The sequence below is a fragment of the uncultured Sphingopyxis sp. genome (assembly GCF_900078365.1).
Lineage (GTDB): Bacteria > Pseudomonadota > Alphaproteobacteria > Sphingomonadales > Sphingomonadaceae > Sphingopyxis.
The window spans coordinates 2255825-2271149 of record NZ_LT598653.1 but is presented as its reverse complement, the minus strand read 5'-3'; the positions used below and the strand labels follow the sequence as shown (position 1 = coordinate 2271149).

Annotated in this window: 14 protein-coding genes; 10 read left to right on the top strand and 4 right to left on the bottom strand. The window is 67.0% G+C overall.

The genetic code is table 11. From position 1 onward, the window contains the following. Nucleotide 1: 1 nt before the first annotated feature. Entirely contained in the window at nucleotides 2-1390 is a 1389-nt protein-coding gene (locus QZL87_RS10470; protein WP_295319024.1) for a TIGR03013 family XrtA/PEP-CTERM system glycosyltransferase, read from the bottom strand. A gap of 135 nt (nucleotides 1391-1525) precedes the next feature. Between QZL87_RS10470 and QZL87_RS10465 the strand changes: the two genes are divergently transcribed. Next, nucleotides 1526-2551, top strand: a complete 1026-nt coding sequence (locus QZL87_RS10465) for a sugar phosphate nucleotidyltransferase (protein WP_295319021.1) — start codon at nucleotides 1526-1528, stop codon at nucleotides 2549-2551. A gap of 18 nt (nucleotides 2552-2569) precedes the next feature. On the opposite strand, the gene QZL87_RS10460 is transcribed toward QZL87_RS10465, so the two are convergent. Beyond that, nucleotides 2570-3565 (bottom strand): aldo/keto reductase, encoded by a 996-nt coding sequence (locus QZL87_RS10460; protein WP_295319020.1) that lies wholly within the window; start codon nucleotides 3563-3565, stop codon nucleotides 2570-2572. Then, entirely contained in the window at nucleotides 3562-4809 is a 1248-nt protein-coding gene (locus QZL87_RS10455) for a dicarboxylate/amino acid:cation symporter (RefSeq protein WP_295319017.1), read from the bottom strand. Before QZL87_RS10455 ends, QZL87_RS10460 begins: the two co-directional genes overlap by 4 nt. 172 nt (nucleotides 4810-4981) lie before the next feature. Between QZL87_RS10455 and glmM the strand changes: the two genes are divergently transcribed. The 7 genes from glmM (at nucleotide 4982) to folP (ending at nucleotide 12282) form a co-directional block, all read left to right on the top strand. After that, a complete protein-coding gene (gene glmM, locus QZL87_RS10450) occupies nucleotides 4982-6319 on the top strand; it encodes a phosphoglucosamine mutase (protein ID WP_295319015.1) in 1338 nt (445 codons plus the stop codon). Between the two features lie 118 nt (nucleotides 6320-6437). Beyond that, entirely contained in the window at nucleotides 6438-6671 is a 234-nt protein-coding gene (locus QZL87_RS10445; protein ID WP_295319013.1) for a DUF1272 domain-containing protein, read from the top strand. Between the two features lie 113 nt (nucleotides 6672-6784). Next, on the top strand, nucleotides 6785-7927 hold the full coding sequence (gene thiD, locus QZL87_RS10440; RefSeq protein WP_295319011.1) for a bifunctional hydroxymethylpyrimidine kinase/phosphomethylpyrimidine kinase: 1143 nt from the start codon (nucleotides 6785-6787) through the stop codon (nucleotides 7925-7927). A 103-nt stretch (nucleotides 7928-8030) separates the two neighbouring features. Then, the gene (locus QZL87_RS10435; RefSeq protein ID WP_295319009.1) at nucleotides 8031-8585 is read left to right on the top strand and encodes a ribonuclease HII; all 555 of its coding nucleotides are present in this window, start codon (nucleotides 8031-8033) and stop codon (nucleotides 8583-8585) included. Nucleotides 8586-8601: 16 nt separating this feature from the next. Then, entirely contained in the window at nucleotides 8602-9498 is an 897-nt protein-coding gene (locus tag QZL87_RS10430; RefSeq protein ID WP_295319006.1) for an oxidoreductase, read from the top strand. Nucleotides 9499-9858: 360 nt separating this feature from the next. Continuing rightward, the gene (locus QZL87_RS10425) at nucleotides 9859-10998 is read left to right on the top strand and encodes a site-specific DNA-methyltransferase (RefSeq protein WP_295319003.1); all 1140 of its coding nucleotides are present in this window, start codon (nucleotides 9859-9861) and stop codon (nucleotides 10996-10998) included. A gap of 153 nt (nucleotides 10999-11151) precedes the next feature. After that, entirely contained in the window at nucleotides 11152-12282 is a 1131-nt protein-coding gene (gene folP, locus QZL87_RS10420; protein WP_295319002.1) for a dihydropteroate synthase, read from the top strand. A gap of 133 nt (nucleotides 12283-12415) precedes the next feature. Here the strand turns inward: folP and QZL87_RS10415 are convergent, their stop codons facing one another. Further along, on the bottom strand, nucleotides 12416-13843 hold the full coding sequence (locus QZL87_RS10415; RefSeq protein WP_295318999.1) for a sigma-54 dependent transcriptional regulator: 1428 nt from the start codon (nucleotides 13841-13843) through the stop codon (nucleotides 12416-12418). 224 nt (nucleotides 13844-14067) lie between these two features. Between QZL87_RS10415 and QZL87_RS10410 the strand changes: the two genes are divergently transcribed. Both QZL87_RS10410 and QZL87_RS10405 read left to right on the top strand, forming a co-directional pair. Beyond that, nucleotides 14068-14190, top strand: a complete 123-nt coding sequence (locus tag QZL87_RS10410) for an aa3-type cytochrome c oxidase subunit IV (protein WP_295318997.1) — start codon at nucleotides 14068-14070, stop codon at nucleotides 14188-14190. Nucleotides 14191-14200: 10 nt separating this feature from the next. Further along, nucleotides 14201-15322: an NAD(P) transhydrogenase subunit alpha gene (locus QZL87_RS10405; RefSeq protein ID WP_295318995.1), complete on the top strand. Its 1122-nt coding sequence runs from the start codon at nucleotides 14201-14203 to the stop codon at nucleotides 15320-15322. Nucleotides 15323-15325: the final 3 nt, after the last annotated feature.

Genomic DNA, 15325 nt, shown 5'->3' with positions numbered 1-15325 from the left:
GCTAGCGCGCTCCCTCCGGCCACAGCACGACGCGCACCGTCTGGAGCAGGATCAGGAGGTCGAGGAAGGGCGAATAATTCTTGGCGTAATAAAGATCATATTCCAGCTTCACGCGCGCATCCTCGACCGACGCGCCATAGGGATAGTTGATCTGGGCCCAGCCGGTCAGGCCGGGCTTCACCATGTGTCGTTCGGCGTAATAGGGCAGCTTCTTTTCGAGCTCCGCGACGAAACTCGGCCGTTCGGGACGCGGCCCGACGAAGCTCATGTCGCCCTTGAGCACGCACCAGGTCTGCGGCAGTTCGTCGATGCGCAGCTTGCGGATCACGCGGCCGACGCGGGTCACGCGCGGGTCGTTCTCGCTCGCCCACACGGCCTTGCCCGCCGCCTCGGCGTCGGTGCGCATCGACCGGATCTTGAAGATGTCATAGGGTTCGCCGAACAGGCCGACGCGCGGCTGGCGGTAAAAGACCGGCCCGCGGCTGTCGAGCACCACCGCGATCCCCGCGACGACGATCAGCGGGAGCCCGACGATGAGCACGATCAGGCTGGCAAGGATATCGAATATCCGCTTGCCGACCTTGGAAATCCGCTGCCCCGCCGAAAAGCCGTCGGAGAAGATGAGGCCGCTCGGGTTCGTCGTCGCCAGGTCGACGCGTCCCGTCTCGCGCTCGATGAAGCTCGCGATGTCGTTGACATGCACCCCCGTCGTCTTGACGCGCAAGAGGTCGTTCAGCGGCAGCGCGTTGCGCCGTTCCTCGAGCGCGAGCACGACTTCGCCGGCGCGCAGCATCACGACATGCTCCGACAGATTGGCGATCGCCTCGCGCGGGATCGCCCCCGCCACCGACTTTTCATTGGCGCTCATCGCGACGAAGCCGACCATCTCGAGCCCGCTGCCGGGCGCGTCGGCCAGCGCCGCGAGCCGCGCCGCGCGCGGTCCGGCGCCGAGCACGAGGATGCGGCGGCGGAAGGCTTCGGCGCCCGCCGACTGCGTCAGGATCAGGCGGATCACGAACAGCACGCCGATCGCGAAGATCATCGCATAGAGGCTGTTCGCGCGCCACAAAGTCGCGGTCGGCAACAGGAAACCGAGCACCGAGAGGAAGATCACCCCGAGCGAGATTGCGGCGAGCAGGCGCGCGGTCGCGAAGCGCATCGAGCGCAGTCCCTCGTTCCCGTACATCCCCGTCGCCATCATCGCGAGCGAATTGGACACGCCGAAGGTCAGGAGCGGCAGCCAGCGGCTCGCCAGCGGCCCCGCGTCGAACCCCGCCTGATGCGCATAAAGGTGCCACGCCCCCTCGGCCGAGCCGAGCAGCGCGAGAAATTCGATCAGCGCCAGCCAGACGACGGCGTGCGGGACATAATGTTTGAACAGCCGGAACATGAAAAATCGCAAACCTTTCGCCGGCGCGATACTATATCCGAGGCGTCAACTGTCGGTTAATTTTACACTCACATATTGCGGCATGTTGTGTCTTGTTCCCCCCATATCGTGCGATAGGCTGATCCCATGACCAGCATGATCCAGCCTCTCATCCTCTGCGGCGGCGCGGGCACCCGCCTGTGGCCCGAATCGCGCGGCACCCGCGCCAAGCAGTTCCTGCTGCTCCACGGCCAGCGCAGCCTGTTCCGCCAGACCGTCGAGCGCACCCCCGCGGGTCCCGATTTCCTGCCGCCCATTGTCCTCTGCGGCGACGGCCATGTCGCGATGGTGCGCGAGCAGATGGGCGACCGCGAGGAGACGCTGCTCGTCGAGCCGATGCCGCGCAACACCGCCGCGGCGATCGCGCTCGCCGTCGCGCAGGCCGACGCCGACACGCTGCTGCTCGTGATGCCGAGCGATCATGTCATCACCGACGTCCCCGCCTTTCACGCCGCGATCGCCAAGGGGGTCCGCCTCGCGCAGAAGGACTGGATCGTCACCTTCGGCATCACCCCCGACCGCCCCGAAACGGGCTTCGGCTATATCGCCGCCGGTGCGCCCCTGGGCGAAGACGGCTTCGCGGTCGACCGCTTCGTCGAAAAACCTCCGCTGGAGGAGGCCGAAGCGATGCTCGCGGCGGGCGGCTACAGCTGGAACGCCGGCATCTTCCTGTTCCGCGCCGCGCGGATGCGCGACGCGATGCTCACCCATTGCCGCCCCATATTCGAGGCCGCCGACAAGGCGATGGCCGCGGGAATGCGCGACGGCGACGCGCTCTACGCCGACGCCATCGAGTTCGCGAAGGCGCCCGCCGACTCGATCGATTATGCCGTGATGGAAAAGGACGATCGCGTCGCGGTCGTCCCCGTCGCGATGGGTTGGTCCGATCTCGGCTGCTGGCATACGATCCATGCGCTCGCCGAAAAGGATGCGGCCGACAATGCGGTCACCGGCGACGCCTTTCTCCACGACAGTCGCGGCAACCTCGTCCGCGCCGGCGACAAGCGCGTGTCGATCCTCGGCATGGACAATATCGCCGTCATCGTCGACGGCGACGACATTTTGGTCATCCCGCTCGAACGCTCGCAGGAGGTCCGCGCCGCCGCGAAAGCGCGCGAATAAACGGACCGGCAGCGACGATTACAGCCGCACCATCCGCATCCCCTGTTCGCCATAGCGCGGGCCGCTCGTCCCGCCTTTCGGCGCGGCGGCGTCGATTGCGGCGAGGTCGTCGGCGGTGAGCGTGACGTCGGCGGCGGCGACGCTGTCGTCCATCGTCGCGCGGCGCTTGGTGCCGGGGATGGGGACGATGTCGGGTCCTTGCGCGAGTAGCCAGGCGAGCGCGACCTGCGCTTTCGACACGCCATGCCTGTCCGCCACCGCGCCGATCGCATCGACGATCGCGAGATTGGCGGGAAGATTCTCGTCCGAATAGCGCGGATCGTTCCGCCGCCAGTCATGTTCGGGCAGTTCGTCGCGGCTGCGCACCGCGCCCGCGAGGAAGCCGCGGCCGAGCGGCGAATAGGGGACGAAGCCGATGCCATGCTCGCGGCAGACGGGCAGGATCTCGTCCTCGATCTCGCGTTCCCAGATCGAATATTCGCTCTGCAGCGCGGCGATCGGCGCGGCCTTCGCGGCGCGGCGGAGCGTTTCGGGGCCGGCTTCGGAGAGCGCGATGTGGCGGACCTTGCCTTCCTTCACCAGCTCCATCATCCCGCCGACGACCTCCTCGATCGGCACCGACGGATCGACGCGGTGCTGGTAGAAGAGGTCGATCGTGTCGATGCCGAGGCGCTGGAGCGAGCCTTCGCAGGCTTTGCGGGCGTTGGCGGGCGAGCCGTTGACGCCGGTGATCTGCTTGCCTTCGAAGCGGAAGCCGAATTTAGTGGCGATGACGAGCCCGTCGCGCTTGCCCTTGATCGCCTGCCCAAGCAGTTCCTCGTTGCTGAACGGGCCATAGATTTGCGCGGTGTCGAAGAAGGTGACGCCAAGGTCGATCGCGCGGTGGATCGTGCGCGTCGATTCATCGAGGTCGGCGGCCTCCCCATAGAGGATGTTGCCGCCCTTGATCATCGGCATGCAGCCGATGCCGATCGCGGAGACTTCGAGGCCTTGGCCGAGCGTGCGATATTTCATGGCGTTTCTCCTGCGGGTTCGTTCCGGACGCCGTCGGCGGCGTATTTGGTCGCGGTGACGTCGCCGATAACATTGCCGATCGTCCGGAAGATGTCGGGGAACGTCTCGACCGCGACGAGCAGCCCCAAAGGCGCGACGGGAACCCCCATCGACACCGCGATGGGGGCGATCGAGGTGACGAAGCTGATCGATCCGGGCAGGCTGACCGAGGACAGCGCGGCGGCGATCGCGACCGCGAGGCCCACCGCCATCTCCCACGGCGTGAGTTCGACCCCGAACAGCCAGGCGACATAGATCACGACCGCGAGGTTCATCGCGGGACTGGTGAATCGGAACAGCGCGACCGCGAGCGGCAGCACGACGTCGGCCTTCTTCGGATCGACGCCGAGGTCTTCGGACGCCCTGAGCATCGCGGGCAGGCTGGCGAGCGAGCTCTGCGTGCTGATCGCCACCGCGAGCGTCGGGACCATCGCGCGCAGGAAGCGCGGCGGCGCGATCCCGGCGACGAACCACGCGAGCAACAGCCCGAGGATGATGCAGCTCACGCCGATACCCGAAAGGATCAGCACATAATGGACGAGCCCGCCGAACGCCGCGACTCCCGCCTTGACCGCGAGCGCATAGCCCAGCGCGAAGACGCCGATGGGCGCGAGCGCGAGGACCCAGCCGATGACGATCAGCATCGCGTCGCCGAGCGCCTTGAACAGCCCCGACAGCGTCGCGCGCTGCGGCGGTTCGAGGCGGGTGATCGCGAAGGCGAAGATGGTGGTGAAGACGATCAGCGGCAGGATCGCGGTTTCGGCTGCCGCGGCGACCGGATTGGTCGGGATCAGCGACAGCAGGAAATCGCCGAAGGTCGGCGAGGGGCCCGCCTCCGCCGTGCCGCCGAGCCCGTGGCGCAAGGCTTCGGCGGCGCCGGCCGACAGCGGAAAGAGCCGCAGCAGCAGCGGCGTCATCACGAGCGACATGAGGCCCGAGAGGAAGATCGCGACGATGAAGGTCATCACCGCGCGAAAGGCGAGCGTTCCCGCGCGCGCGGCGTCGGCGGTCGCGGTGATGCCGGTGATCAGCAGCGCGACGACGAGCGGGACGATCGTCATCTTGAGCGCGTTGAGCCAGAGCAGGCCGACCGGCTCGACGAAGGGCAGCGACGCGGTTCCGGCGGCGGGCGACACGAGCTCGACGCCGATCCCGAGGAGCATGCCGGCGATCAGCGCCGAAAGGATGAACCAGGCGGATTTCAAGGCGGATTCTCCCCGGCGTTTCTTCTGGCCTGCTTGCCAAGCAAAATTGGGTGACTTAGAGCACCTCGCGTCAGAAACGGGAACCGGTTTTTGGGCCGCGAAATGCTCTTAGGGGGCCATCCCGTGGACGCCGGGGCAGGCTCTGGCCCACGGCTTAGGTAGCAGAGGGACTATGCGCAAGTTTTTCGGAACCGACGGGATTCGCGGCCTGACCAACCAGGTCCCGATGACGGCGGAGGTCGCGATGCGCGTCGGCATGGCGGCGGGCGCGCATTTCCTGCGCGGCACCCACAAGCATCGCGTCGTGATCGGCAAGGACACGCGCTTGTCGGGCTATATGCTCGAAAACGCGCTCGTCGCGGGTTTCACCAGCGTCGGCATGGACGTGGTGCAGGTCGGCCCGCTGCCGACCCCCGCGATCGCGATGCTGACGCGCTCGATGCGCGCCGATCTGGGCGTGATGATCTCCGCGAGCCACAATCCCTATCAGGACAACGGGATCAAGCTGTTCGGCCCCGACGGCTATAAATTGTCCGATCGCGACGAGGCGCAGATCGAGCGCCTGCTGACCGAACAGCCGAAACTCGCCGATGCCGCGCATATCGGACGCGCCAAGCGCATCGAGGACGCGCGCGGCCGCTATATCCATGCGGTCAAGCAGAGCCTGCCCGAATCGGTCCGCCTCGACGGGCTGCGCATCGTGCTCGATTGCGCGAACGGCGCCGCCTATAACAGCGCGCCGACGGTGTTCTGGGAGCTGGGCGCCGACGTCGTCGCGATCGGGGTCGAGCCCAACGGCACCAACATCAACGACCGGTGCGGATCGACCGCGCCCGCGCTGTTGCAGGAAAGCGTCGTTGCGAGCGGCGCCGACATCGGCATCGCGCTCGACGGCGACGCCGACCGGCTGATCGTCGTCGACGAAAAGGGGACGATCATCGACGGCGACCAGATCATGGGGCTGATCGGCGCGAGCTGGGCGCGGCAGGGGCGGCTGAAGGGCGGCGGCGTCGTCGCGACGGTGATGTCGAACCTTGGCCTCGAACGCTTTCTGGAGGGGGAGGGGCTGCGGCTCGAGCGCACGAAGGTCGGCGACCGCTATGTGCTCGAACGCATGAAGGAAGCCGGCTTCAACGTCGGCGGCGAACAGTCGGGGCATATGATCCTGTCGGACCATGCGACGACGGGCGACGGCACGCTGGCGGCGTTGCAGGTGCTGGCCGAGCTTGTAGCGGCCGGGAAGCCGGCGAGCGAGTTGCTCCACCAGTTCGATCCGGTGCCGCAGCTTTTGAAGAATGTTCGCTTTGCGGGCGGCAAGCCGCTCGACGACCGGCATGTCATCGCCGCGATCGCCGAGGGCGAGGCGACGCTGAACGGGCGCGGCCGGCTGGTGATCCGCCCGTCGGGCACCGAACCGCTGATCCGCGTGATGGCCGAAGGCGACGACGCCGGGCAGGTCGAACAGGTCGTCGACATGATCTGCGACGCGGTGCGCGCGGCGGCGGCGTGATATTGTGTTTCACCGTTCGCCCTGAGCTTGTCGAAGGGCCGTTCTTTCTTCCAGAGGGGAAGAGAAGGGCGGTGCTTCGACAAGCTCAGCACGAACGGATTTGTAGGAAGTTTTGAAAATGCTTGAAATGCGACCCGATTGCGAACGCTGCGGACGCGATTTGCCCGCCGACATCCACGGCGCCTTCATTTGCTCGTTCGAATGCACCTTCTGCGCGAACTGCGCCGACAAGCTCGACGAGATTTGCCCCAATTGCGGCGGCGACCTGCTCGACCGGCCGCTGCGCGAGGGCGCGGCGCTGGCGAAATTCCCGGCCTCGACGGAGCGGCGGCATCCGGGGGCGAGAGGCTAGGCCGTGCGGCTGACCTTTATCGTCGCCCCCGCGAAGGCGGGGGCCGCGGTCATGCAGGCGCAGCATATGACTGCCAGCGGCCCCCGCCTGCGCGGGGGCGACGGAATGTGCCGATGACCGCGCGCGTATTGATTATCGCCGGATCGGATAGCGGCGGCGGCGCGGGGATCCAGGCCGACATCAAGGCGGTCACCATGCTCGGCGGTCATGCGATGACCGCGATCACCGCGATCACCGCGCAGAATACGCTGGGGGTGCAGGCGGTGCATCCGGTGCCGACCGAGATGGTGCTGGCGCAGATCGACAGCGTCGCGTCGGACATCGGCATCGATGCGATCAAGATCGGAATGATCGGCAGCGCCGAAACGGCCTCGGCCGTGGCGGAGCGGCTGTCGCGGCCCGATCTCGCACAAGCGGCGCTGGTATTCGATCCGGTGATGATCGCATCGAGCGGCTCGGTGCTCGCCGATGATGCGACGATCGCGGCGTTCAAGGCCCTGCTCGATCGCGCGATGGTCGCGACGCCCAACCTGCCCGAACTCGAGGCGCTGGGTGGCGAGGAAGCGGTGCTCGCGCACGGCTGTTCGCTGCTCGTCAAGGGCGGCCATGCCGGAGGCGAGACGGTGACCGACCGGCTGCTCGAAACCGGCGAAGGCGAGGTCGCGCGCTGGGAGGCGCCGCGGATCGACACGCCGCACAGCCACGGCACCGGCTGCACGCTGGCGAGCGCGATCGCGTGCGGTCTGGCGCAGGGCATGCCGCTCGAACCCGCGATCGCGCGCGCGCGCGATTTCGTGCGGCTGTCGCTGCATGGCGCGCCGGGGCTGGGGCAGGGGCATGGCCCGATGGGGCAGCAGTTCGTGCGCAACGACGGGCTGTTCACCGGGCCGGCGCTGAACCAGATCAGCTTGCCCGCGAACGACTATGCGGCGTCGGTGGCGTTTTACAAACAGATGGGCCTGACGCAGATCGTCGATAGCCCGGATAATGGCTATGCGCGGTTCGAGGCCGCGAACGGGGTCACTTTGTCGATTCATGCCGGCGACGGCGCGGCGGGCGGCGCGACCGCCTATCTGGAAAGCGGCGCGCTCGATGCGTGGGTGGCCTATCTCGCGCGGCGCGGAGTACGGTTCGACCAGATGCCGAAGGACGAGGAATGGGGCTGGCGCGAGGCGCGGCTTACCGATCCGGCGGGCAACCGGCTGTGCCTCTATCAGGCCGCCGAATATCGGAGGTATCCGCCGTGGCGGATCTGACTCCCCTCCCATTTATGGGAGGGGTTGGGGGAGGGCCTGTTTCGGCAGTGCCCGCCTTCGACAGACCCTCCCCTAGCCCCTCCCGCAAGCGGGAGGGGAACCAATGATCGTCGGGGTCGACGAGGCCGGGCGCGGGCCGCTCGCGGGGCCGGTGGTCGCGGCGGCGGTATTGCTTTGCGAGGGCGGGATTGCCGGGCTCGACGACAGCAAGAAACTTACCGCCAGACGCCGCGGTGAGCTCGAGATCGAGATCAAGGCGCGCTGCCGCTGGGGCGTCGGCGAGGCGAGCGTCGCGGAGATCGACCGGATCAATATCCTGCAGGCGACCTTCCTCGCGATGACGCGCGCGGTCGAGGCGCTGGGGTTCGATCCGCATGAGGTGCTGGTCGACGGCAATCGCCTGCCCAAATGGCGCTATAGCGCGCGCGCGATCGTCGGCGGCGATGCGCTGCACCCGTGCATTTCGGCGGCGAGCATCCTTGCGAAGGAGCATCGCGACCGCTTCATGGCCGGCGTCGCGCGCGACTATCCCGGCTTTGGCTGGGAGAGGAATATGGGCTATGGAACGCCCGAGCATCTCGCGGCGCTGCGGCAGCATGGCCCGACGCCGCACCATCGGACCAGCTTTGCCCCGGTCGCACAAATGCAGCTGGTCTGAAATCGAGGGGAAGACGATGCGCAGCGGATTTACGGCCGACGATGTCGGCACGCAAACAGGGCGGCGTTTCCTTGTTACCGGTGCCAATGCCGGAATCGGGTTCGAAACCGCGAAAGTCCTGGCCGCACGCGGCGCGCATGTCGTCCTCGCCTGCCGCGACGAGGATAAGGCCAAGTCGGCGATGGACCGCATCCGCGCCGAGGCGCCCGAAGCCGAACTGTCGTTCCAGCCGCTCGATCTCGCCGATCTCGATCAGGTCCGCGATGCCGCCGAGGCGGTGCTCGCGGGGCCGCGTATCGATGTCCTGGTGAACAATGCCGGGGTGATGATTCCGCCCAAAACGCTGACGAAACAGGGTTTCGAACTGCAATTCGGGGTCAATCACCTCGGCACCTTCGCCTTCACCGGGCTGGTGCATCCGCATGTCGACGACCGCATCGTGATCACGGGCAGCATCGCCCACAAGAGCGGGGAGATGGATTACAGCGACCTGTCGGCGGCGCGCGGCTATCATAACTGGGCGCGCTACCAGATGAGCAAGCTTGCGAATCTGCTCTTCATGTTCGAACTCGACCGGCGGCTGAGCGCGGCGGCGCGCACGACGCAGGCGATCGGATGCCATCCGGGGGTCGCGCTCACCGAATTGCAGCGTCATCTGCCGTGGCCGCTGCGCACGATGACCCCGCTCGCGTCGCCCTTTTTCAACAGCGCGGCGAAGGGGGCGTGGCCGACCTTGCAGGCGGCGACGGGAGCGCATGTGCAGGGCGGCGACTATCTGGGGCCGCAGGGGCTGGGCGAAGTGACGGGCCGATCGGGTCCGGCGCGCGCGACGCGCATGGCGCGCGATCCGAAGCTGGCGCGCGAGCTGTGGCAGCGTTCGATCGAGCTGACCGGGGTCGATCCGGGGCTCTAACTCCTTCTCCCCTTGGGGGAGAAGGATAGGCAGCCTTATCGCGAAGCGATTAGGCGGACTTGGATGAGGGCATTTGCGCCATCAGACCCTCACCCAGCTTCGACTAGCCGGCAAGCCGGCAAGTCTTCGCATCCCTCTCCCCCAAGGGGAGAGGAAAAAAATTTCGGCAGTGAGTCCTCATCGCCACACCACCAGTGGTTGAGTCTCCGAGTCGCGGGCGACTCCATATGGTGTGTCAGACTCGTTTCGTTCTCATCATATTAACTATTTAGACACGCGGAATCCTTAGAGTCCGGCGCTTGACGGCGGACTCCGCCTGACTCATCAGGGCCTTCTTTCAGTCGAAGACAGGGGCGAAACATGGGTGTGATGGAACGGGTCAAGGCGCCGGCGACGAAGCAGCGGGCGCTCAAAACGGCCCCGGCGGACCTGCCGCTCGACAGCATCCTGCAAGGCGATTGCGTCGCGATGATGCAGAGCCTGCCCGCGGCGTCGGTCGACATGATCTTCGCCGATCCGCCCTATAACCTCCAGCTCGGCGGCGACCTTTTGCGCCCCGACGGCAGCCAGGTCGACGCGGTCGACGATGATTGGGACAAGTTCGACAGCCTCGCGACCTACGATCGTTTCACCCATGCCTGGCTCAAGGAAGCGAAGCGCATCCTGAAACCCGGCGGCAGCATCTGGGTGATCGGCAGCTATCACAATATCTTCCGCGTCGGCACCGCGCTGCAGGACAATGGCTATTGGATCCTCAACGACATCGTGTGGCGCAAGGCGAACCCGATGCCCAATTTCAAGGGCACGCGCTTCACCAACGCGCATGAGACGCTGATCTGGGCTTCGATGGGCGAGAAGGCGCGCTATACGTTCAATTATCGCGCGATGAAGACGCTGAACGACGAGCTTCAGATGCGCAGCGACTGGCTGATCCCGATCTGCGGCGGGCAGGAACGGCTCAAGAAGGGCGGGCACAAGGTCCACCCGACGCAGAAGCCCGAGGCCTTGCTCTATCGCATCCTGCTCGCCTGCTCGAACCCCGGCGACGTGATCCTCGACCCCTTCTTCGGCACCGGCACCACCGGCGCGGTCGCGAAGCGGCTCGGGCGCCATTATATCGGGATCGAGCGCGAGGATGATTATATCGCCGCGGCGAAGGAACGCATCCAGATGGCGCTGCCGCTCGACGAGAGCGCGGTGAAGACGATGATGGCGCCGAAGGCGGCGACGCGCGTTGCGTTCGGCACGCTCGTCGAATGCGGGATGATCGCGCCGGGGTCGGTGCTCACCGATGCGAAGCGTCGCTGGAAGGCGGTGGTGCGTGTCGACGGCAGCCTCGATTGCGAAGGACAGGCGCCGGGGTCGATCCACAAGGTCGGCGCGGGGGTGCAGGGCGCGCCGAGCTGCAACGGCTGGACCTTCTGGCATATCGACACCGGCAAGGAATTGCGCGTGATCGACGCGGTGCGGCAGGACTGGCTGCTGGCGAACGAGGCGTAAGGATATTCGACAGACGTTGAATAAAAGAGTCCCGTGTCCTCGCGAAGACGGGGACCCATCTCCCGCCGGTTTGAGATGGCACCAGCCGGAGATAGGCTCCCGCCTTCGCGGGAGCACAGGGCCTTTATTCGGCTAAAGGCGTAAGGAAAATCGATGTTCCAGCCGCTGACCAAGCCCGACTTCGACAAGACGTGGGAGGACGCGCGCGTCTATCTCCGCCCGGCCTGCTTCGTCGACCGGCCGCACGAACTCGACGAGCATTGCCTGCGGATCGCCGACACGATGGTCTGGTTCGCGGCGTGGCATGTCAGCCTGCGCGACGATGATGCGGTCAAATCGGCGGTCGTGCCGGTCGCCGAACTCGAAAGCTGGATCGCGGCGATGCCCGACCGGCTCGCCGAGGCGGCTGAAGCGCAGCGCGCGGGCGTGACGCGGCCGCGCGGTAATCTGCAACTCGGCGAGCGGACGATCCGGCTGAACGAGCCGCAACTGATGGGTATTTTGAATGTCACGCCCGACAGCTTTTCGGACGGAGGCAAGCATGTCGATGCCGCCGCCGCGGCGGACGCGGCATTCGCGATGGGCGCCGCGGGAGCGGCGATCATCGACGTCGGCGGCGAATCGACGCGGCCGGGCGCGCCGCTGATCTGGGAAGGCGACGAGATCGCGCGGATCGAAGGCGTCGTCGCGGCGCTGGCGAAGGGCGGCGTCGCGGTGTCGATCGACACGCGCAGGGCCGCGGTGATGGAGGCGGCGCTCGCGGCGGGCGCGGGCGTCGTCAACGATATTTCGGCGCTGCGCTACGATGATCGCGCGATGGATGTGGTCGTCCAGGCGGGCTGTCCGGTGGTGTTGATGCACGCGCCTTCGGCGAAGAGCGATCCGCACGCGGGCGGGACTTATGCGCATGCCCTGTTCGACGTCTACGACATGCTCGCCGAGCGCGTCGCGGCGTGCGTCGCGGCGGGGGTCGACCGCGCGAAGATCATCGTCGATCCGGGGCTCGGCTTCGGCAAGGGGGTCGGCGACAATCTCGCGCTGGTGAACGGCCTCGCGCTGTTTCACGGTTTGGGTTGTCCGATCCTGTTCGGCGCGAGCCGCAAGCGGATGATCGGCGCGCTCGACAATGAAGCACCCGCCGACCAGCGGCTCGGCGGCACGGTCGCGCTGCATTATCAGGCGGCAACGCAGGGCGCGCAATTGCTGCGGGTGCATGACATCGCCGAGAACCGGCAGGCGCTGCGCGTGTGGCGCGGGCTGAGGGATGCGGCGTTGACGGGTTAATCCCCCTCCCTGAAAGGGAGGGGTTAGGGGTGGGTAGCGAGGCGCAGCCTCGCATCCACCCTCGCAATTTAGAAAGAACGCCTGCGGCGACCCACCCCCGGCCCCTCCCTTTCAGGGAGGGGAGAAGGCCGGTTCACGCCGCTGTGTCGATACCGAGATCGCTCAGCTTGCGGTACAGCGTCGAGCGGCCGATGCCGAGGCGGCGGGCGACTTCGCTCATGCGGCCGCGGTAGTGGCCGATCGCGAGGCGGATGACGTCGGCCTCGATGTCCTCGAGCGGCCGCAGATTGCCGTCGGGAAGGTAAAGGGTGACGCCGATCGCCTCGCCGTTGATCGCGACGTCGCCGTCGCTCACGCCGCCGCCGAGCGCGGCTTCGATCGCGCGGAAATCGGCGCTGGTGAGGACGTCGGTCTTGCTCTCGACCGCGGCGCGGAACAGCACGTCCTGCAATTGGCGGACGTTGCCCGGCCAGGCATAGGCGGCGAGCAGGCGCAGCGCGTCGTCGGTGACGCCGATCGGGCCCATGCCGGGGAGGCCGCCGATGCGCGCGAGCAGATGGCGCGCGAGCGGGCCGACGTCGCCGCGGCGTTCCGACAAAGAGGGCAGGGTGAGCTGCGCGCTCGACAGCGCGTAGAAGAGATCCTCGCGGAAATGGCCCGCCTCGATAAGCTTGTCGAGCGGGCTCGCGCTGGTCGCAATGATGCGGACATCGACGCTCTGGCGGATCGAGCCGCCGATCATCTGGACCTCACCCGAGTTCAGAAATTCGACGAGCTTCGCCTGCGTTTCGAGCGGGATGCACTCGACATGGTCGATGATGATGCTGCCGCCGTCGGCCTGGACGAGCCGACCGACCTGGCGGTCGAAGGCGCCCGGAAAGGCACCGCGCTCGTGCCCGAACAGCCCCGATCCGATGAGGCCGGGCGAGACCGCCGAACAATCGACCATCACGAGCTGGCCGCGCGCGCGCGGGCTCGCGCCGTGGATGGCGCGGGCGAAGACTTCCTTGCCGGTGCCGGGCTTGCCGTTGATCATCACCGGCACGCGCGCGCGCGCGGCCTTTGCGGCGATCGCGAGCGCGCTGCGGAAATTGGGGCTCGACCCGATGATTTCCTCGAAAGCCAAGGGCGCGCGCAGCTTTTCGGTGAGCGGGCGCAGTTCGCCCTGCGGCCCGCCGGTCGCCACGACGCGGTCGAGCGCCTCGAGCAGCCGGTCGGGCGCAATCGGTTTCTGGACGAAGTCGCTCGCCCCGGCGCGCATCGCGGCGACCGCGACCTCGACCCCGTTGCGCATCGTGATGACGACGAGCGGCAGCGCGGGGCGCCAGCGGCGCAGCTCGGCGACGAATTCGGCGATGTCGATGCCTGGTGCGCCCTGATCGACGAGCACCGCGTCGAGCGCCATGCCCTCCTGCGTGCCGAGCCTGGCGAGGGCGGTGTCGGTATCGGGGGCGACGATGCTGCGCCAGCCGCCGCGCGACGCCAGCGCCGAAAGAAAGCGCTGCTGGGCAGGCTCGCTGTCGACGATCATCACCATTCGCGTGTCGCGCATGTTCGTCATCGTATCGGATCTGCCCCCTGAATCGGCGCTGCTACGGCTATGTTCTACTGTGGGACGCATATCTATCCGATAGGGGTAAAAGGGCGATTAAGGCCAATCCTCTTTTGCCACGGCGAAGTCCAGCCGCCAAACCGCACTTGAGCATCGGGGGGGGCATGGCTAAGACCGGCGCGATATCCGATTCTGGCGCGCGCGCAGGAACAGGCGTGAAAAGGGGAAAAGCGATGGCACAGCAGGAAATGAAGGCGGCGAACGAAACCTATTCGGGTTTCCTCAGCCTGCTGAAAGTCGGGTCGATCATCACCGCGGTGGCCGTGCTCGTCGTCGTCCTCCTCATCGCCTCCTGATCCGGCCGGCATGCGCATCGCCGTATTGAAGGAGCTCGCCGCCGGCGAGACCCGCGTCGCCGCGACCCCCGAAACCGTGAAGAAATTCATTGGTCTGGGCGCCGAAGTTGCCATCCAATCGGGCGCGGGCGAACAGGCCTCGATCGCCGATGCCGATTATAGCGCGGCGGGCGCATCGGTCGGCAGCCGCGCCGATGCGCTGAAGGGCGCGAACATCATCCTCGGCGTGCAGGGGCCCGATCCCAAGACGCTGTCGGGCTTCGCCGATGGCGCGTGGCTCGCCGCGGGGCTCAACCCGTTCGGCGAGCGCGCGCGCGTCGATGATTATGCCAAGCTGGGGCTCGAGGCGCTGGCAATGGAATTCATGCCGCGCATCACGCGCGCGCAGTCGATGGATATATTGTCGAGCCAGGCCAATCTCGCGGGGTACAAGGCCGTGCTGATGGCGGCGAACGCCTATGGCCGCGCCTTTCCGATGATGATGACCGCCGCGGGCACGGTGAGCGCCGCCAAGGCGTTCGTGATGGGCGTCGGCGTCGCCGGGCTGCAGGCGATCGCAACCGCGCGGCGTCTGGGCGCGCAGGTCAGCGCGACCGACGTCCGTGCCGCGACCAAGGAGCAGATTCTTTCGCTCGGCGCCAAGCCGATCTTCGTCGAGAGCGTCGCGGGGATCGAGGGCGAGGGCGCGGGCGGCTATGCCACCGAAATGTCCGACGAATATAAGGCGGCGCAGGCTGAACTCGTGTCGTCGCACATCGCCAAGCAGGACATCGTCATCACCACCGCGCTGATCCCGGGGCGCCCCGCGCCGCGGCTGATCAGCGACGCGCAGCTCGCGACGATGCGCAGCGGCAGCGTGATCGTCGACATGGCCGCCGAAAGCGGCGGCAATGTCGAAGGCTCGGTCTCGGGCGAAGCGAGGAAGATTCACGGCGTCACCGTGATCGGCGCGAAGAATATCGCCGCGCTGATGCCCGCCGACACCAGCGCGCTGTTCAGCCGCAACCTGTTCAACTTCCTCTCGGCCTTCTGGGACAAGGAAGCGGGCAAGCCCGTGCTCGACGAGGAAATCGGCAATGCCGTGCGCCTGACGCAGGGCGGCAAGGTCGTGAACGAGCGGCTGCTGGGGTAAGCG